The sequence below is a fragment of the Exiguobacterium sp. s124 genome, assembly GCF_018617485.1.
GTDB lineage: Bacteria > Bacillota > Bacilli > Exiguobacteriales > Exiguobacteriaceae > Exiguobacterium > Exiguobacterium aestuarii.
The window spans coordinates 1,404,860-1,422,701 of the sequence record NZ_JACSKH010000001.1 but is presented as its reverse complement, the minus strand read 5'-3'; the positions used below and the strand labels follow the sequence as shown (position 1 = coordinate 1,422,701).

Here is a 17,842-nt window from a genome sequence, read left to right as displayed (position 1 = left end):
TTGTTGTCCTGACCCTTGAACCGTGTTAGTATTTCACTATTATTATGAAAATGAAATGAAAAACAGGAAGTAGGGGTAATCATGGCGCAAAACTCATTCGCCTCAAAAATTGGATTCATTCTAGCTGCCGCAGGGTCGGCAATCGGTTTAGGTGCGATATGGAAGTTTCCATACGTCACTGGAACTAGCGGGGGCGGTGCCTTTTTACTCATGTTTTTGGCGTTCACATTATTACTCGGTCTGCCATTATTAATTGGTGAATTCATCGTTGGACGTTCTACGCAAAAGACGGCACTTCTCGCCTTCAAAAAATTAGGGCACGGTCGTTGGACCATCATCGGTTATTTAGGTGTCATCGCATGTTTCTTGTTGCTTTCCTTCTATAGTGTTATTGGAGGATGGGTTCTCATTTATATCGGGCTCGGTTTAAGTGGAACATTAAGCGGGCGCTCGGCTGACGAATTCGGGGATGTTTTCGGAAATGTCGTTTCAACACCAGGAATTGCTGTACTCGGACAATTTTTATTTCTTTTGATCACGCTCTTGATTGTATTACGTGGAGTTGAAGCAGGAATCGAACGAATGAGTAAAATTTTAATGCCACTCTTGTTCGTCAGCTTCTTAGTTCTCGTCGTCCGTTCATTGACACTTGACGGAGCGATGGAAGGGGTTCGCTTCTTCTTACAACCGGACTTCTCAGCATTAACGGGTGAATCAGTGTTGTTTGCTTTAGGTCAAGCCTTCTTCTCCTTATCGTTAGGAGTAGCGGCGATGTTGACGTATGCGTCTTACATTAAGACGAAAGGGACGTTGAATCGTTCGGCGAACATGATTGTTCTATTGAACATTGCAGTATCACTCTTAGCTGGGCTTGCCATCTTCCCGGCAGTCTTTGCATCGGGACTTGACCCGGCTGAAGGTCCGGCGCTACTGTTCGTCGTGTTACCGGCAGTCTTCAACCAAGTACCACTTGGTGGATTCTTCATGGTCTTGTTCTTCCTATTATTCGCTTTCGCATCGATCACGTCATCAATTGCCATGTTAGAAGTCGTCGTTGCAGGTGTGACGGATCGATTGAATGAAAAGAAATCGAGTTGGACGAAGAAACAAGTGACGGTAACGGCCGCTATTCTCGTCTTCGTTGTAGGAGTTCCATCCGCATTGTCGTTCGGATTATTGAGTGATGTACAATTGTTTAATGGGCTAACGTTCTTCGATACGATGGATTACCTTGTTAGCTATATCTTGATGCCGGTCGGGGCGCTCTTGACATCGATTTTTGTCGGATACGTCGTCGATCAACGTATATTGAAAGATGAGATCCAAACGTCAGAACCAGGTAAGAAACTTTATCCAATCTGGCATGCGCTCATTCGTTACGTGATTCCCGTAACGGTAGCAATTGTCATGGTATCAACGTGGGTTACGACACTTACAGCACAATAACCGAAACCGTAGGCTCTCAGAGTCTACGGTTTTTTTCGTCGCACAACGGGAAAGAAGTCGTTATAGGTAGTTGTTTCTACACCTTTGGACGGAGGATTTAGCGATTTTTATTATGCTAAAATGATAGAGATGACGAAACTTTTTTTGATAGGTTTCGTAATGTACAATAGAAGTAACATGAGATGAGGTGAAAAGAATGAAAACATGGATGAAATGGGCCCTGACAGGGGCGGTCATATACTTTGCCATCAACGTATTCGATTTCTCCTGGTTATTCATTATCGTAGGGGCGCTCGTCTTGAATGAAGTCTGGTCGACGAACAAGCGCAAAAACCGTCAACGCACACCGACAACGGTTGCGAAACGTGCCAAGAAAAAACTGTTGCTTGATGAGGACGAACCATTCACGGGTTCAAGAATCCTTAAACCGATTGAAGAGCCTGTCCCAGCACGTCAATTCGAGGCGACAGACGATTTAGAGCTTCAATTTTTGCAACGGACGATTGAACAAGGTTATGAGAAGTTGCAACAGATTGACCGTGTCCTTCCTGAAATTAAAGATGTGGAAGTACGGCGCGAAATGAAAGCTGTCTCAAAAGAAGCACATGAATTGTTCGAAGAACTTTTCGAAAACCCGCAAGATGCGAAACATGTTCGAGACTTGTTCACATTCTACTTAGATTCCCTCGTCTCGGTCGTCTTGAAATTTAAAGAACTTGAAGGAAAACGAGTCGTTATTCAAGAAGAGACTCGAGAGCAATTAATCACGAATATGCGACTAATTGTCGATAAATTTAAAGAACAGCGCGGACGTCTTCTTGAAGATGACGCCGTAGACTTTGAACGTGAACTGATCATGATGGAGCGAGTCTTATCTGATCAGCCGGAAGGGAGAAAGAAACATGACTTCATCGAATGAAACGAACTGGCAGTCATGGCCGGAAGAAGAGCTGACATCTGATACGAAAACAAAGACCGAAACAGAGGGATTTAGTGACCCTTCTGTGGAGTGGTCATCTGTTTCACAACCTCATGAAGTACCTGCCATTCAAGCCAAGCCAGACGTACCTCAAGAGCATCGTGAGCGAATTACGCGATTGGCGGAGTCCATCGATATTAAAAAGACGGATTCAGTCATGCTGTTCGGCTCGAATGTCCAACGTGAACTCTCACAATTCTCTGACCAGATTTTGACGGAAGTGCGTATGAAAGACGGCGGGGATGCTGGGAAATTATTGTCTGACTTGATGCAAAACGTCCGAAAGATGGATCCAGACATGCTTCAGCCGGAAAAGAAAAGTTTCATGGACAACATCCCGCTCATCGGTCGCGCAAAGAAGAAGGCTGAAAACTACAAGCTTCAATTCGAAAAAATGAACGTCTATTTGGAAGAAGTCATTCATAACCTCGATCGTGCCAAATTCGGGCTCATGAAAGACATCACGATGCTCGATCAAATGTACGACAAGAATAAGCGATATTTCGAAGAGTTGAACGTCTATATCGCTGCGGGTGAGACGAAGCTTGATCATGTACGTGAACATGAGATTGCGCCACTTCGTCAAGAAGTGGAAATTTCAAAAGATCAGTCTAAGCTTCAACAATTGAACGATATGATTCAATTGGCTGACCGTTTCGAGAAGAAGTTACATGACTTGAAATTGAGTCGTACGATCAGTCTTCAAATGGCACCTCAAATTCGAGTTATCCAGCAGAATAACCAAATCCTTGCGGAGAAAATCGAATCAGCGGTCGTCAACACGATTCCTCTTTGGAAAAACCAAGTCGTCCTTGCACTCAGCTTAACCCGTCAGAAGACGGCACTTCGCATGCAACAGGATGTGACGAAGACGACCAACCAGTTGCTTGAGCAGAACTCGAAGATGTTGAAAGACTCTTCAATTGAAATTGCTCAAGAGAATGAAAAAGGGATTGTCTCGGTGGAGTCACTTAAAGTAGCCCACGAGAATTTACTCTCGACGTTGGATGAAACGTTACGCATTCAACAAGAAGGGAAACAAAAGCGTCGTGACGCTGAGCGTGAACTTGATCGGATGGAACATGAGCTCAAAGAGAAAGTCATCGAGATCGCTTCTAAAAATAAAGAACTACCAAAAGATACTGGATATTAAGAAGGGAAGTCTGAGCAATCAGACTTTCCTTTTCTACGAGGAGGGGCTTACATGGAGAAACAACGATTGTGGGACGAGACGTGGTTATTGTTTGCCGATATGATGGCTGAGCGGCACTCGAAGTGTGCATCTAAGAGTGTTGCCTGTGTCATCGTAAAAGATGAAAAGCCGATTTCAATTGGTCTAAACGGTACACCTTCTGGTCATACAAATTGTAATGAGATCTATATCAAGCAAGAAGATGGGTTTTATAAACATACCGACTATGTTGCGTCGATGGACCTCGATATGCTCAACGAACCAGCTCGGCTCATCCGTAATGGTGTGACTTACATCAAATGTACGGACCCATATGACCATCATCACTGGTCGAAGCAACATGAGATTCATGCAGAAATCAATGCGATTGGAAAATTGGCTGCTGACTCGACGAATGCGTTCGGTGCGACGGCATATGTTACCCATTCACCTTGTCATGCCTGCTCCCTTGCGCTGATTGCAGCACGCGTTGCACGCGTCGTTTATGCGGTCGGTTATGAGCATGGTGACGGTTTAGAGTTGATGCGTGAAAGTGGGATTGAAGTGTTACATATGCCACTTGAAAAAATGTACAAAAATACATTGTAAACGTTTTCATTAGATGATATATTATTAATGTACTGCCAATGGTGTTTTACTCTTCCATTATTCGCCCCTCCTCGGAGGGGCCTTTTTTTGTTCAAAATGAAGTGAGACAAACTTTACACATAATGTTCAATATTTCACAATATACTCTTTGAAATCTCTTATATAATGAAAGTAGATTCAGGAGAGGGGAATTTGATTATGGAAAAACTCGTTCGCTTTACAGATGGTGCATATGAAGTGGAAGCGTTAATCACACTTGAAGAAGTGTGGGAAGATAAATTTGCGATTGGCATGCATCAGGAATTGGCAGTCAAATCGTTAACCATTAACGGAAATGAAGTATCAGAAATCAAACACGTTCGTGCACTCCTTCGATATTATCCGACACTTGGCGTCTCGGGAATCTTGTTGGCATTAGACAAGGCAGCCGCAGAAATCGTCGCTTTGTCGAAAGATCAAGATCCAGCGCTTCAATACGTTGAACTCGTGGCACTTCAAATGGATGAAGCGGCGACGAATGACTTGAAAACTCTATACGCAGCGATGTGATTTAAATTGGGTGAACTATTTCACCCAATTTTTTATTGCATCTATTTTTTGTTATGGTATGATGTTTACAGATGAAGAAATGGAATGCCATATCGTTGTCAACCATAAGCATGGGGATCTAGATAGCTAGATCGCTGTCAAAAAGCCACGTTCATAGGAACGTGGCTTTTTTTTGTGCAATGAGGTCGAATCCGGCTGCTACATCGTTAGCGAGGTGAGCGTCTGATCCTAACGTGAAAGGGATGTTCAGTCGGTTGGCGCTCTTTGCAAGTCCTGCGACGTACGGCTCGCCACAGTCAGGCTTTCTTAATCCCGCCGTGTTGAAATCGAGTCCGAAACCCCGATCAGCAATCGCTAGTAAGAGACGTTCCTCTTCCTCTTTTACATGTGAACGGTCCCATTCATAATTTTTTTGATATTTGATCGGTAAATCAATGTGTCCAATCCGAGCGACGTTAATGTTTTCCCATGGGAATCCAAGGCCGCGTTCGATTGACTCATAATAAGCTTTCATCACATTTTCGAATGAGCCGAGCGCTGTGACTAGCTCATCAAACGTCTCAGCAGAATAATCAATCGGCATATATGTGCCATCTACATATAAGAAGTGCTGTGACAAAATGACTTCATCAAGCAATGGTGCAAAAGGTTCTAACAAAGCGATTGTTTCTTCCTCAAGGTGTGGCAACAAGTCGACTTCTAGCCCGACTTTTATATCGATGACATCTTTAAAGTGTTGTTTCATCCGCTGTAATGTATCGAGATATTCAGGAAGTAAATCGATGGACATTGCTGAGTCTTGGTTCGGGACCGGGTCGATAAACGATCGTGGGAACGGCGCGTGTTCTGTGAACGTCATCGATTGCAGGCTTTTTTCGATTCCGGCTTGAATATATAGTTCAATCGGGTCTTTTGTGCCGTGTGGACAAAATGGGGTATGCACATGACCATCATGGGTAAAGTTAAACATCCGTTACACGTCCTTTTCAGTTCAATTGGTTGACAGGTGTTGCTCTGTTTGATAAATTTAACACACTGCTTTAGTTTGGTAAAGTGATAATAAGATAAAGGGTGGTTTTCATGATTTGGTCAAATTCAAAAGGTTCGATTCCAGAAGGATGGTATGAACTTCAATCAGGAGATGTCATTCGACCAAAGCGTTGGATGCTGTCATTTTTAGAGAAGGCAGAGGCGAGCGGTTATGCCGTCATCGACCCACCGCTACTCGAATACTATTCGCATTATCAAAATTTGGCGCTCTTTGACGAGTCGGCCTACTATCGTTTATTCGGGAATGACGGGGAACTCCTCGTCATGCGCCCTGACTATACACTTCAAATTGCTAGAAAGCTAGCAGACGGTCATGAACCGATGCGTGTCGCCTACGCCGGGGCTGTCTATCGTCGGACGGTCAAGCATTCAGGTCAACCGCATGAACGCCAACAGCTTGGACTCGAGTGGGTCGACGGTGAAGAGAAAGATAGTCATCTCATTGAATCTTTTCTCGATATGACTGAAGGAGTCCTTCCAAAAGATCGCTTGACATTAAAAATCGGATCAGCGGCTGTCATCTCGTTAATCGCGAAAGAGACGGGCATACAGGAACGCACATTCCGAAAAATCTTGGCGCTTCGAAATTTAGAGTCATTACGCGAACTAGCTGAGACGTATCGGTATCCATTGATTGCGAAGCTCCCTTTTTTAATTGGGAACGCTGCACTTGAAGAATTACGTGCCGAGGCACCGGATTCTTTAAAAGATGCCATTGATGAAGTCGATGATGCCGTACAACACTTGCGCTCAATCGGACTAGAGGTGTCATATGACTTCGGTCAAACGGGAGACTTTGATTACTATTCTGGTTTGACGGTGACGGGTAGCGTTGAAGGCAAGCGAGTCCTTTCAGGTGGACGATACGATTCCCTATATGGACATTTTGGACACTCGAGACGAGCGTTCGGCATGTCACTCGATTTAGAACAGTTAGATGAGGTGATGAAATGAAGGTAGCGGTCGCAAAAGGACGAATTGAAAAAGCAGCCCGTCAATTTTTTGTAGAAAAAGATTTGCCGGTATGGCCGGAAAAGCGTGGACGTGAGCTGACGGTAAAGGCAGGGGATCATGAGTTTATTTTCGTCAAAGGGGACGATGTCTATAAATATGTGATGCACGGTGCCGCAGATGTCGGAATCGTCGGGGGAGATATTCTACGAGAAAAAACACCTGGCGTGCTCGAAGTCGTCGATTTACCGTTCGGACGTTGTCGGATGGCCGTATGTGGCCCTAAAGTTCGACGTAATGGCACAAAGAAATTAAAAGTGGCCAGTAAATATCCAAACATCGCCATCTCACACTTTGCTTCGAAACGACAGAACGTTGAAATCATCGCATTGAATGGGTCGGTCGAACTTGCTCCGCTAACCGGACTCGCTGATTGCATCGTCGATATCGTCGAGACGGGTGCGACGTTGGCAGCGAACGACTTAGAGGAATATGAAACAATCTTTTCAATCAATGCAAAGTTCATTACGAGTGAAACGGCTTTGGCGGAACAGCCTGACGAATTGAAGGAATGGATCCGTAAGCTGAGTCAGGAGGGAGACGCATGAGCACTGATACGAATCGATCACGGCGCGAAGCATGGGCCGAGGCCGTGAAACCCATCGTAGAATCGATTGAAACCCGTGGAGACGAAGCGCTACTTGAATGGACGCGTCAATTCGATGGCGTCGACAAAATCGAATCAGTCGATTTGTCTCGCTTCACCCCACCGGCAGCATTTGCTGAATTAACTGAAGCGCTGACATTGGCAGCAGAACGGATTCGTGCGTTCCATTCGCATCAAGTACGGCAAGATGATGTGTTCGAAGATACGATGTTCCGACTCGGTCGACGTTATATGCCACTCGATTCGGTCGGTGTCTATGTGCCAGGCGGGACAGCTGTCTATCCGTCGAGCGTCCTGATGAACATCATTCCTGCGAAAGTCGCCGGTGTCAAACGAGTGGTCATGGTCACTCCTCCAAAAGCAGATGGAATCGACATTTCGCTCTTGATTGCAGCAAAAATCGCAGGAGCTGATGAATGTTTTCTAGTAGGAGGCGCACAAGCCGTTGCTGCACTCGCATATGGGACAGAAACGATCCGCCCGGTTGATAAGATTGTAGGACCGGGAAATGCGTATGTCGCGACAGCGAAGGCACTCGTGTCGCACATCGTCGGCATCGACTCCGTTGCCGGACCGTCTGAAGTATTAATTGTTGCCGATGAGACGGCGAATCCGAAGTGGGTCGCGGCTGACCTTCTCGCACAAGCAGAACATGACGTAGAAGCGACAGCAATCGCACTCGTCACGACAGAGACGCTTCGTGATGAAGTGGAGCGAGAACTTGAACGACAGCTCGCGCTCTTACCACGACAGGACATCGCAAGAGAAGCGTTGAAGCGTGGCGGTGTCTTGTATCGATCGCTAGAGGAAGCCATCGAGTATGCGAACACAATGGCTGCCGAGCACGTCCAGTTAGCCGTTAAAGACCCGGAGCAATTGATGAAGTCGATTCGTCACGGTGGGTCGTTCTTCCTCGGTCACGAGGCAGCTGAGGCGTTCGGAGATTATATCGCTGGACCGAATCACGTCTTACCGACGAGTGGGACAGCGCGATTCTCGAGTGGATTGTCCGTCGACGACTTTTATCGCCGTCAGACGTTCCTTGAGATGACAGAACTCGATGAGACGATTACGAAGGCGGCGATTCGAATCGCCAAACAAGAACAACTAGAAGGACATGCCCGTGCAATGGCTGTTCGGATGGAGGACGTATGAGACGGAATTATCAGAACATCCCGCGCTATGTGCCGCATGCCGTGACTGGGTTCGCGCTCAATCAAAACGAGAGCCAATATCCGTTACCAGAACGATTGGAACAAGCGATTCGTGACGTATCACTCGAGGCACTAAGCCGTTATCCGGTCGACGAGTTGATTGCTTTAAAAGCGAGTTATGCGACCTATGCAGGAGTCGAGTCGACACAACTCATGGTCGGAAGCGGAAGCGATGAACTGTTGGCAATTTTAAGTCAGGCGATCTTAGATACAGAGGACCGTGTCCTCGCTCCGGCACCTGACTTTTCGATGTATGGCATTTATACTCAAATCGCGAGAGGCCAATTCATCCAACCTGATGCAAACGGATTGAACTATGAGACACTCGTCGAGCTCATTCAATCAATCAAACCGAAGCTCGTTCTGATTTCGAACCCAAACAACCCGACAGGCAAGATGTGGACGCTTGAACAACTTTCGGACATTGCGGCACGCGTCCCTTATCTCGTCGTGGATGAAGCGTATATCGATTTCACGATGGACGACTCATTTGTGTCTCGCTTGAACGAGCACCCGAACGTCATCATCCTACGGACGTTATCGAAGGCGTTCGGTTTAGCGAACCTTCGGATTGGTTTTATGATTACCTCAGAGGAGATCATCGAACAAATCGACCGATTCCGCTCGCCATTCAACGTCAGTGGACTCAGTGCCGCTGTCGCGAACGTCGTCTTACGAGATGCATCATACATTCAGGAGTCGATTCAGTTCCATACGGCGCAACGTGAGAAATTAACGGAGTTGTTACGACCAATCGGTGAGATTTTACCGAGCCGTGCCAACTTCATTTATGTCAAAACGGATGATAGTGAAGGATGGGCATCTCGCTTCCTTGAGAATGGGGTCCATGTACGCGCGTTTCCTGATGGACTACGTGTCAGTGCGGGAACAGACGAGGCGTATGCCTATATCCGACAAACGATTGAAGAGGTGAATTCTGTTGAGAACAGCTGAACTAAAACGTGAGACGAAAGAGACGAAAATAGACATTCAATTAAATCTAGACGGAACAGGGGAGAGCTCCATTCAGACGGGGGTCGGGTTTTTTGACCACATGTTGACGTTGCTCGCCTTTCACAGTCAGATGGACTTACACGTGAAAGTAGAAGGTGACACATGGGTCGATGCCCATCATACGGTCGAGGATGTCGGGATCGCGCTCGGGCAACTCATTGCGAAGTCTCTCGGGAACAAAGTCGGGATTCGTCGTTATGGCTCAAGCTACATGCCGATGGATGAGACGCTCGCGCGAGCGGTCGTCGATGTGTCAGGGCGCCCTTACCTTGTCTATCAGGCGGAGATTCGCAATCCGAAGCTCGGCGATTTTGACACAGAACTCGCAGAGGAGTTCTTCCGTGCCGTCGCCATGAACGGTCGACTCACGCTTCACCTCGCCGTCCTTTACGGGTCGAATTCACACCACATGATTGAAGGGTTGTTTAAGGCGTTCGGTCGGGCACTCGCCGAGGCTGTCTCGAGCGATGGGACGAACCGACTCCCTTCTACGAAAGGATGGATTGAAGGATGAAAGTAGCTGTCATCGATTATGGCATGGGAAACGTGTTCAACGTCGAACGTGCGTTACAAGCTATCGGCTGTTATGTCGTGATCACGAATGATGCGAGGCAAATTGAAGAAGCGGACGCCATTTTACTCCCTGGTGTCGGTGCTTTCCCACAAGCGATGCAATCACTCGAACAGACAGGTCTTATCCCGTTCTTGCAACGAATGGCGACAGAAAAGCCGTTTTTAGGCATTTGTCTCGGGATGCAGCTCTTGTTTGACTCAAGCACGGAAGGGATGCCGACGAAAGGTCTCGGTTTGATTCCGGGGACAGTGGAACGTATGCGTGCGAAGCGGCTCCCACACGTTGGATGGAACTCGATCCTTCGGGATGAGGATGTCTATTTTGTCCACTCTTACCATGCGGTGACGGATGACGAATACATCGTGGCAGCGGCTGAATACATGGGTGAGAAAGTTCCGGCGATTGTTCAAAAAGGGCTCGTGACGGGCATGCAGTTCCACCCAGAAAAAAGTGGGACGTTCGGTCTCAGTTTACTTCAAGAATGGAAGGAGGCGGTCGAACGTGAGATTACTACCCGCCATTGATTTAATCGGAGGAAAGATTGTCCGTTTGACGGAAGGTGATTTTTCGACAGAAGAACAATATGGTGACCCGTATGAGCTACTGAAAGAATGGCAAGGAAAAGTTCCGATGATTCACTTGATTGATTTAGAAGGGGCCAAAGCAGGTGAGCCACGTCACTTAGACGTCGTCCACTATGCAAAGTCTCTTGGATTCCTCGTTCAAACAGGGGGCGGGATTCGTTCAGAAGCTTCACTCGATGCGGTCATGGAAACTGGTGCGGACCGCGTCCTTTTAGGGACGAAGGCGTTCATGGACCCTGACTTTTTGGATCGGGCTATCGAGAAGTACGGCAATCGAGTCGCCGTGGCACTCGATGCGTATGATGGGAAAGTCGCTATCAACGGCTGGCAGGAAGCGACGAAACTCGATGATATCTCTGTCGCCCAAGACCTCGTCCAACGAGGAATCGAGACGATTTTGTATACGGACATCGGTTCTGACGGGAAACTAAACGGACCGAACGTCTCCCGCATGAAGGCGTTACGGCAAATCGTCAACGTCACCCTGATCGCTTCAGGCGGTGTGACGACGGAAGAGGACGTGAAAGAACTGAAGATGGCCAAGATTGATGAGGCGGTCGTCGGCAAAGCCCTCCTCTCCGGTAAAGTAAGTATCGATGAACTGATTGAATGGGAGGCGCGTTATGCTTAAACGCAGAATTATTCCATGTCTCGATGTGAAAGAAGGTCGTGTCGTCAAAGGGATTGAATTCGTTCAATTACGAGACATTGGTGACCCGGTCGAAATTGCGAAATATTACGATGAGTCGGGAGCAGATGAACTCGTCTTTCTCGATATCACGGCAAGTACGGAACGCCGACAGACGATGCTCGATGTCGTCAGTGCGGTTGCACGAAAAGTGTTCATTCCGTTGACGGTCGGTGGAGGGATTCGTTCGCTTGAGGATATCTCTTCACTGTTAAAAGCAGGAGCGGACAAAGTATCATTGAATACGCTCGCTGTCGAATCTCCGAGTCTCATTCGTGAAGCCGCGGATCGTTTCGGATCACAATGTATCGTCGTGGCGATCGATGTGAAGTTTGAAGACGGGGCGTACTACGTCTACACATATGGCGGTAAACAGAAAACCGAGCTGTTGGCAGTCGAATGGGCGAAACAAGTGGCCGCACTTGGAGCGGGTGAACTTCTTGTCACGTCCATGAACCAAGACGGGAAGCAGAACGGATATGACCTGACGATTTTAGAACAACTCCGCGAAGTCGTCGATATTCCGATTATCGCTTCCGGTGGTGCAGGGAATGCCGAGCACGTAGTCGAGGCGCTTGAGAAAGTCGATGCCGCATTACTTGCCTCCATCTTACATGACCGAAAAACGACAGTAGAAGAGGTGAAACACGTATGCACGAGTCACAACTTGCCGATGCGGTTCGTTTCGACGAAAATGAACTAATCCCCGCCATCATCGTTTCAGAAGAGGATGGGGCGGTCCTCATGTTAGGATATATGAACGATGAGGCAATCCGACAGACACTTCGTGAACGAGTCGTCACGTTTTGGTCCCGATCGAAAGGTCGGCTGTGGATGAAGGGGGAGACGAGCGGGAATACACTTGACGTCGTCAGCATTCACGTCGACTGTGACCAGGATGCGCTTCTCGTTCGTGTCCATGCGAACGGTCCGACGTGTCATACCGGGAATCGAAGCTGTTTCTTTACGGAGGTGAGCGTATGATTCATGAATTGGAGCAATTGATTCAATCTAGAAAAGCAGAACCGAAAGAAGGTTCTTATACGACGTACTTGTTGGAACAGGGTGTTGAAAAAATCGCCAAGAAGTTTGGTGAAGAATCGTTCGAGGTTGTCATTGCTGCCATGACGGATGAAGACTTGGTCGAAGAGTCAGCAGATCTTCTGTATCACTTACTCGTCTTGTTAGCAGCCAAAGGTGTTCGTTTAGAGGATGTGGAGGCGTTACTTGCCAAGCGTCACGGAACGACGACACCGGCGAAGCCGCGTCGAGACGTCACGGAATGGTAAACGAAAAGGGAAGGAGACATGCTCCTTCCCTTTTTTGTGTTATCGATTGACCGAAGCGGCCATGCGAATGTATGTATGACGCCGTCCGCGAATGGCAATCGAGAGTGCCTGAATGTTTTCAGGTACGGCAATCCCAGATAATCCGGCATCGCCGATATGAACGATATCCGCGCCGCCTCGTTTCGAAGAGAGTGCGATGTCACGAACAGTCGCCACATCAGCTCCTTCTTGAGACGTCCCAATCGCTGCTAACGTGAGGGCCCCGAGCGCTTGCAATTCTTGTACGAGTTCGTGGAAGGAGTCTTCACGGACACCTGGTACGGTTCCTGGAGCCGGCAATAGAATGATATCTGCCCCAGCTTCGACAAAGCGAATGTATGCGTCGCGGTCCAATACGTTGCCGACACCGGCCTGATGCATTTTTCCGGCAATGATGACGCCGGCGAATTCACGACGCCCCCGGATAATGGCTTGTTCGATTGCTTCATTCGTGACCCCCGTATTCGGGTTGCCCGTCAGACAAACGAAATCGATTCCGAGTTCAGATGCTTTTTGGAACGCTTCAACTGAAGCGAGTCTGCCTCGTTTCACTTCATTCATCTCAGACGATTTCTCTGAAAAGTCGACGGGTTCCAAGTTGACACCGACAGGTAATCCAATCAGTCTTTTTAGTTCCAAAATCGGATGGTCGCTCATCTCATCACCTGGTAGATCTCCGAACAACGCATGACTTTCAAGTCCTTTAATATAAGGATGGAACACATCCAACATGTTCAATAAAATCAAGTCGGCACCGAACGCTCGCGCCAGCTCTGCGTTCGTCACTTCTGGGTACAGCGGTTGCACGGTCGGGATGACCTCGGCCATGACGGTTCGTCCTTCTGCCTTTCGAATCGACCCGACTAAATCTTGACGATTAAATGTTATAAAATCACTTGCCCGACATTCTAAAATTCGTTTCATCACATCTTCCTCCTTCTGCTCATCCTTGTCTCTATTCCCTAAAGCCTTCAAAAATCCTCTATACTGATTTTAAGGAGGGATCATGATGACGGAAAAAGAGAAGATGATTCGTGGTGAATTATATTTAGCTGGTGATGAGACGCTCGTTAAAGATCGGAAGCATGCCCGGCGATTGATCGAGCGATTCAATCGTTCCGGGATTGATGATTTGACTGAGCGGAAAGAAATTCTTAGTGCGTTACTCGGTTCGACGAAAGAGTCGTATTACATCGAACCAAACTTCAAATGTGATTATGGGTATAACATCCACTTAGGTGAACGATTTTATGCGAATTTTGACTGTGTCTTTCTAGACATCTGTCCCATCACGTTTGGGGATGACTGTATGCTCGCACCGGGTGTACATATCTATACGGCGACACATCCGATCGATCCGATTGAGCGCATCTCTGGGTATGAGTTCGGGAAGCCGGTGACCATCGGCGACCGGGTATGGATTGGTGGAGGGGCCATCATCAATCCGGGTGTGACGATTGGTGATGAGGCCGTCATCGCATCTGGCGCAGTCGTCACAAAAGACGTTGCACCTCGTACAGTCGTCGGAGGAAATCCGGCGCGCGTGATAAAAACGATTGACTGACAAAAACTCCTGAACACGAGGTTCAGGAGTTTTTTACATTCATCGATTCAACGTATTGCTGAATCGCTTGTTGTGTAAGCTTGAGTGCCGCCTCATCACCGATGGTCACTCGAATCCCCGTCGATTGTTTCGACGTGTGTACACTCAATGCAGTCAAATGTGACCATACGACTTCAGGCTGCCCTAACTCGACATACAAGAAGTTCGTCGAGGCAGGGAGGACTTGACCGATGGCTTCTAAAGCTACCATCCATTTCTGTCGCATCTCTTCATGCCATTCGATCGATTCCTGAAGATAATGCCCGTCTTTTAAGAAGATGTTGCAAATTTTTGCACTTACCCCGCTAATGTTAAACGGGGGAATGAATTGACGGAAGTAATGTGCGAGTTCGCTATTTGTCACCATGAACCCGATTCGGACGTTCGCTAATCCGAACGCCTTCGACATCGTACGGAGGACGATGAGATTTGGATGCTTCGCGATAAACGGGATCATGCTGGCATCAGGTGTGAAGTCCATATACGCCTCATCCACCACGAGGTACGGCACGAGTGTGGCGAGGTGCGTCAACTCTTCAACGGTCCACAGTTTTCCGGTTGGATTGTTCGGGTTCGATAGAAGAAGAAGTTTTGGATGATACGTCTCGATTGCCTTCAAGATGCCTTCATACGATAAATCAGCGGCTTGAACATGTTGACCGTGTGCGATTGTCGTGAAAATGGGATACATCGAAAAATCAGGGGTCGGGGACAGGACGATGTCATCTGGAGCGAGCAATGCTTGCGTCACGACATGGATCATCTCATCACTCCCACAACCGACGAGTAATTGCTCGGGTGTCACACCGACATACGTGGCGTAACGTTCAAACAACTCATTAATCGGTTCGACCGGATATTCATGTAAGTCATGATAGGTCATAGAATCCAGTTGATTTTTGATTCGGACAGGTAAAGGGAACTGGCTCTCATTTTGGTTTAACCGATGTCCCGTCGGATAGACGACGGGATAAATCGGTAGCTTGACTTGTCTCATTCAGTCGGCTCCATTGAAAACCATTTTTTCACCAATTCATCAATTTCACCAGACTCCATCATCTTGTTCAACTCTTCGTTGAATTGGTCGCGTAACTCATCATCTAATTTGAATGCCGCTGCTGATCCTTTTTCGCCATCCTCTTTCAAAGCGAACGTATAGAAGCTGTCATCTTGATCGAGATACTTTTGAGCGACCGTATCTTCGATGACCATCGCATCGATCCGACCCGTGTTCAACTCTTGAACGATCTCAGGAATTTTGTTCAATGATACGAGTTCGGCGTCAGGAGCCTGTTCTTTAGCGATGTTTTCTTGAATCGAAGCCGTTTGGACACCGATTTTCTTCCCAGACAAATCTTCAATCGCCTGAAGTGACTCGTCTTTCGTCATAATCAAGTTTGTCGCTGACAAGTAGATATCTGAAAAGTCGGCGTTCTCTTTACGCTCTTCAGTCGGTGTCATTCCTGCCATGACGAAGTCGACACGGCCACTATTGAGGGCCCCGAGTAAGCTACCGAAGTCCATATCTTCGATTTTCAATTCGTAGCCGAGTCGCTCTGTGATCGTTTCTGCGATTTCAATATCGAATCCGACAATCGCATCCCCATTTGCCGTATCGACGAATTCATATGGGAAGTAATCGGCACTCGTCCCCATGACGAGTGTTTTCTGTTCTGTCGCTTCACCTTCTGTTTCTTGACTACATGCACCGAGTAAAGCCGCGCTCATGATAAGTGTACCTGCTAATAACCATTTTTTCATATGTGTATAATGCCTCCCTGTAGTAGATGAGACTAAGTGTATATGCATGATTATTAATTGTAAAGTATAAAAATACAAAAACATCAAAAAAAGAAACACTTTCGAGATGAAAGCGTTTTATTCGTAGGTTCTCATAAGATACGAAACGATTCGCTCAATCGGAATCTCTCGATTGTCCATCGTATTGATTTGTAAGTAGGTATGGTTCTTAGGGCGTTTGCAGTGTTCATTCATCTTAGACCAATTCTCATACGAAACCTGATTAATTTGACTCGGTCGTCTGACACGGTTTCGAAGTCGTGCGTTAATTTCTTCGTAATCTTCATGACGACACTCGATATAACGATATGTCGCTCCGTACTTTGTGGAAATCGCTATCCCTTTATCGAGCATTTCGTCATAGAGACAAGGACTGTCGAGAATGACGTTTTGTCCAAGTGATAGGTGATACTCGACGAGAGACCAATCTACATCATAAGCCATCTTCCCGATTTCTCCATCCGAGAAATTGTCGATAGGAAGCGTACGAAGCAATGCAGTTTTCGATACATCATGATCGATGACGACCGCGTGTACATGTTGGATGATTCGTTTAGCCAATGTGGATTTTCCAGATCCAGGTGTTCCAGACATTTGAAGAAAAAACAGATGATCACCTCACATCTAAATAGGAGTAAATCTTATTACTCATATAACTTGATTTACTTGTTATATTGCCTCAGTTCTTCAAGGTGGACATTCGATACAATCGACCTGAAGAACCTCATATGGCTGATTTTAGCATTTGCATATCATGATGACATTTCCATCAAAATCTTTGAAATTGAACCAATGATCGTGCTCAATTGGTGTGATGATATCAATATTTTTTTGAATCATATAAGAATAAGCTTGATGGATGTCACGTGTATTCAAGTGAAACAGTGGTGTCTGGATGATGTTATCTGTTGAGTAGATTTTACTATCTAAAACGAGGTTGGTGCCCTCTAATGGTATGACATATAAATGGTCGAATAAGATCTCTCCTTTTATTGACAAATCGAATAAATTACAATACCAGTCACGCGCTTTTTGAATATCACTCACCGGAATAAAGATGGTGCCGATTTGGTGAAGAATAGGGTTCATAGAAGTTCCTACCTTTTCGTTTGATGAATAAAGTTTTCAACATCCTTCCGAGATTTTAACACGATGATCTGCTTCTCATGAGAAAATTGTGAGATTCGTTTGAGCATCTCAGGTCGTTGAATATCAGGAAAGTTCCACACCCATTTGAGGAATGCGAAATCAAGCTTTTCCTCACAAGATGCGCCCATATCGGGCCGTGTCGTACCACGGTAACGTATCACTCTTTTTAGAACCCGATATACGCACACGATACGTGGCAAATCAATCAAAATGACAGTGTCAGCTTCCTGTAGACGCAAGTCCAGCGTGTTCCCGAAGTTTCCGTCAATAATCCATTCGTCTTTCTTCACGAGTTGTTGTTGAATGTTGATTCGTTCTTCTCTCGGCGCCATCACCCATCCTGGTCTCCACATGAGGGCGTCTAAATGATAGACATCAAGTTGCAACTGTTCCCCGAGTTGGCGCGCGAGGGTGGATTTGCCCGCACCACCGGAACCAATAATCATGATTCGTTTCATTTTTTCAT

Annotated in this window: 21 protein-coding genes and 1 pseudogene; 15 read left to right on the top strand and 7 right to left on the bottom strand. The window is 46.7% G+C overall.

The window, feature by feature from the left end; genetic code table 11:
• Positions 1 to 81: 81 nt before the first annotated feature.
• The 5 genes from KNO85_RS07430 (at position 82) to KNO85_RS07410 (ending at position 4,754) form a co-directional block, all read left to right on the top strand.
• A complete protein-coding gene (locus KNO85_RS07430) occupies positions 82 to 1,446 on the top strand; it encodes a sodium-dependent transporter (protein WP_214788513.1) in 1,365 nt (454 codons plus the stop codon).
• Between the two features lie 196 nt (positions 1,447 to 1,642).
• Positions 1,643 to 2,365, top strand: coding sequence for a 5-bromo-4-chloroindolyl phosphate hydrolysis family protein (locus tag KNO85_RS07425; protein ID WP_214788511.1), 723 nt, complete (start codon positions 1,643 to 1,645; stop codon positions 2,363 to 2,365).
• Positions 2,349 to 3,578, top strand: coding sequence for a toxic anion resistance protein (locus KNO85_RS07420; RefSeq protein ID WP_074034586.1), 1,230 nt, complete (start codon positions 2,349 to 2,351; stop codon positions 3,576 to 3,578). The genes KNO85_RS07425 and KNO85_RS07420 overlap by 17 nt, the downstream gene beginning before the upstream one ends.
• 51 nt (positions 3,579 to 3,629) lie before the next feature.
• Complete coding sequence (locus KNO85_RS07415) at positions 3,630 to 4,205, top strand: deoxycytidylate deaminase (RefSeq protein WP_214788509.1); 576 nt, start codon at positions 3,630 to 3,632, stop codon at positions 4,203 to 4,205.
• A 198-nt stretch (positions 4,206 to 4,403) separates the two neighbouring features.
• Positions 4,404 to 4,754 carry a hypothetical protein gene (locus tag KNO85_RS07410; RefSeq protein WP_214788506.1) on the top strand — a complete coding sequence of 117 codons (351 nt, stop codon included), beginning with the start codon at positions 4,404 to 4,406 and terminating at the stop codon, positions 4,752 to 4,754.
• 151 nt (positions 4,755 to 4,905) lie between these two features.
• On the opposite strand, the gene hisJ is transcribed toward KNO85_RS07410, so the two are convergent.
• Positions 4,906 to 5,724, bottom strand: coding sequence for a histidinol-phosphatase HisJ (gene hisJ / locus KNO85_RS07405; RefSeq protein WP_214788503.1), 819 nt, complete (start codon positions 5,722 to 5,724; stop codon positions 4,906 to 4,908).
• A gap of 110 nt (positions 5,725 to 5,834) precedes the next feature.
• On the opposite strand from hisJ, the gene KNO85_RS07400 reads away from it, so the two are divergent.
• The 9 genes and pseudogenes from KNO85_RS07400 (at position 5,835) to hisIE (ending at position 12,785) form a co-directional block, all read left to right on the top strand.
• Positions 5,835 to 6,758 (top strand): ATP phosphoribosyltransferase regulatory subunit, encoded by a 924-nt coding sequence (locus KNO85_RS07400; protein WP_214788501.1) that lies wholly within the window; start codon positions 5,835 to 5,837, stop codon positions 6,756 to 6,758.
• On the top strand, positions 6,755 to 7,363 hold the full coding sequence (gene hisG / locus KNO85_RS07395) for an ATP phosphoribosyltransferase (RefSeq protein WP_214788496.1): 609 nt from the start codon (positions 6,755 to 6,757) through the stop codon (positions 7,361 to 7,363). The genes KNO85_RS07400 and hisG overlap by 4 nt, the downstream gene beginning before the upstream one ends.
• Positions 7,360 to 8,577 carry a histidinol dehydrogenase gene (hisD, locus tag KNO85_RS07390; RefSeq protein WP_214788494.1) on the top strand — a complete coding sequence of 406 codons (1,218 nt, stop codon included), beginning with the start codon at positions 7,360 to 7,362 and terminating at the stop codon, positions 8,575 to 8,577. Before hisG ends, hisD begins: the two co-directional genes overlap by 4 nt.
• The gene (locus KNO85_RS07385; RefSeq protein WP_214788491.1) at positions 8,574 to 9,590 is read left to right on the top strand and encodes a pyridoxal phosphate-dependent aminotransferase; all 1,017 of its coding nucleotides are present in this window, start codon (positions 8,574 to 8,576) and stop codon (positions 9,588 to 9,590) included. The genes hisD and KNO85_RS07385 overlap by 4 nt, the downstream gene beginning before the upstream one ends.
• Entirely contained in the window at positions 9,577 to 10,164 is a 588-nt protein-coding gene (gene hisB, locus KNO85_RS07380; protein ID WP_214788488.1) for an imidazoleglycerol-phosphate dehydratase HisB, read from the top strand. Before KNO85_RS07385 ends, hisB begins: the two co-directional genes overlap by 14 nt.
• Complete coding sequence (gene hisH, locus KNO85_RS07375) at positions 10,161 to 10,748, top strand: imidazole glycerol phosphate synthase subunit HisH (RefSeq protein ID WP_214788485.1); 588 nt, start codon at positions 10,161 to 10,163, stop codon at positions 10,746 to 10,748. Before hisB ends, hisH begins: the two co-directional genes overlap by 4 nt.
• A complete protein-coding gene (locus KNO85_RS07370; protein ID WP_214788483.1) occupies positions 10,726 to 11,439 on the top strand; it encodes a 1-(5-phosphoribosyl)-5-[(5-phosphoribosylamino)methylideneamino]imidazole-4-carboxamide isomerase in 714 nt (237 codons plus the stop codon). Before hisH ends, KNO85_RS07370 begins: the two co-directional genes overlap by 23 nt.
• The gene (hisF, locus tag KNO85_RS07365) at positions 11,432 to 12,199 is read left to right on the top strand and encodes an imidazole glycerol phosphate synthase subunit HisF (protein ID WP_214788480.1); all 768 of its coding nucleotides are present in this window, start codon (positions 11,432 to 11,434) and stop codon (positions 12,197 to 12,199) included. The genes KNO85_RS07370 and hisF overlap by 8 nt, the downstream gene beginning before the upstream one ends.
• Positions 12,148 to 12,785: pseudogene (gene hisIE / locus KNO85_RS14910) on the top strand (bifunctional phosphoribosyl-AMP cyclohydrolase/phosphoribosyl-ATP diphosphatase HisIE). Before hisF ends, hisIE begins: the two are co-directional and overlap by 52 nt.
• Positions 12,786 to 12,824: 39 nt before the next feature.
• On the opposite strand, the gene KNO85_RS07350 reads toward hisIE, so the two are convergent.
• On the bottom strand, positions 12,825 to 13,748 hold the full coding sequence (locus tag KNO85_RS07350) for a DUF7916 family protein (RefSeq protein WP_214788471.1): 924 nt from the start codon (positions 13,746 to 13,748) through the stop codon (positions 12,825 to 12,827).
• Between the two features lie 85 nt (positions 13,749 to 13,833).
• On the opposite strand from KNO85_RS07350, the gene KNO85_RS07345 reads away from it, so the two are divergent.
• Positions 13,834 to 14,388, top strand: a complete 555-nt coding sequence (locus KNO85_RS07345) for a maltose acetyltransferase domain-containing protein (RefSeq protein WP_285800894.1) — start codon at positions 13,834 to 13,836, stop codon at positions 14,386 to 14,388.
• Between the two features lie 22 nt (positions 14,389 to 14,410).
• Here the strand turns inward: KNO85_RS07345 and KNO85_RS07340 are convergent, their stop codons facing one another.
• From KNO85_RS07340 to KNO85_RS07320, 5 genes are all read right to left on the bottom strand, one after another.
• Positions 14,411 to 15,424 (bottom strand): pyridoxal phosphate-dependent aminotransferase, encoded by a 1,014-nt coding sequence (locus KNO85_RS07340; RefSeq protein WP_214788465.1) that lies wholly within the window; start codon positions 15,422 to 15,424, stop codon positions 14,411 to 14,413.
• Complete coding sequence (locus KNO85_RS07335; protein WP_214788462.1) at positions 15,421 to 16,188, bottom strand: transporter substrate-binding domain-containing protein; 768 nt, start codon at positions 16,186 to 16,188, stop codon at positions 15,421 to 15,423. The genes KNO85_RS07340 and KNO85_RS07335 overlap by 4 nt, the downstream gene beginning before the upstream one ends.
• A 117-nt stretch (positions 16,189 to 16,305) precedes the next feature.
• Positions 16,306 to 16,821 (bottom strand): P-loop nucleotide/nucleoside kinase family protein, encoded by a 516-nt coding sequence (locus tag KNO85_RS07330; protein WP_260569782.1) that lies wholly within the window; start codon positions 16,819 to 16,821, stop codon positions 16,306 to 16,308.
• A 144-nt stretch (positions 16,822 to 16,965) separates the two neighbouring features.
• Positions 16,966 to 17,316, bottom strand: a complete 351-nt coding sequence (locus KNO85_RS07325) for a VOC family protein (RefSeq protein WP_214788459.1) — start codon at positions 17,314 to 17,316, stop codon at positions 16,966 to 16,968.
• A gap of 8 nt (positions 17,317 to 17,324) precedes the next feature.
• A complete protein-coding gene (locus tag KNO85_RS07320) occupies positions 17,325 to 17,834 on the bottom strand; it encodes a DNA topology modulation protein (protein WP_214789844.1) in 510 nt (169 codons plus the stop codon).
• Between the last annotated feature and the right edge of the window lie 8 nt (positions 17,835 to 17,842).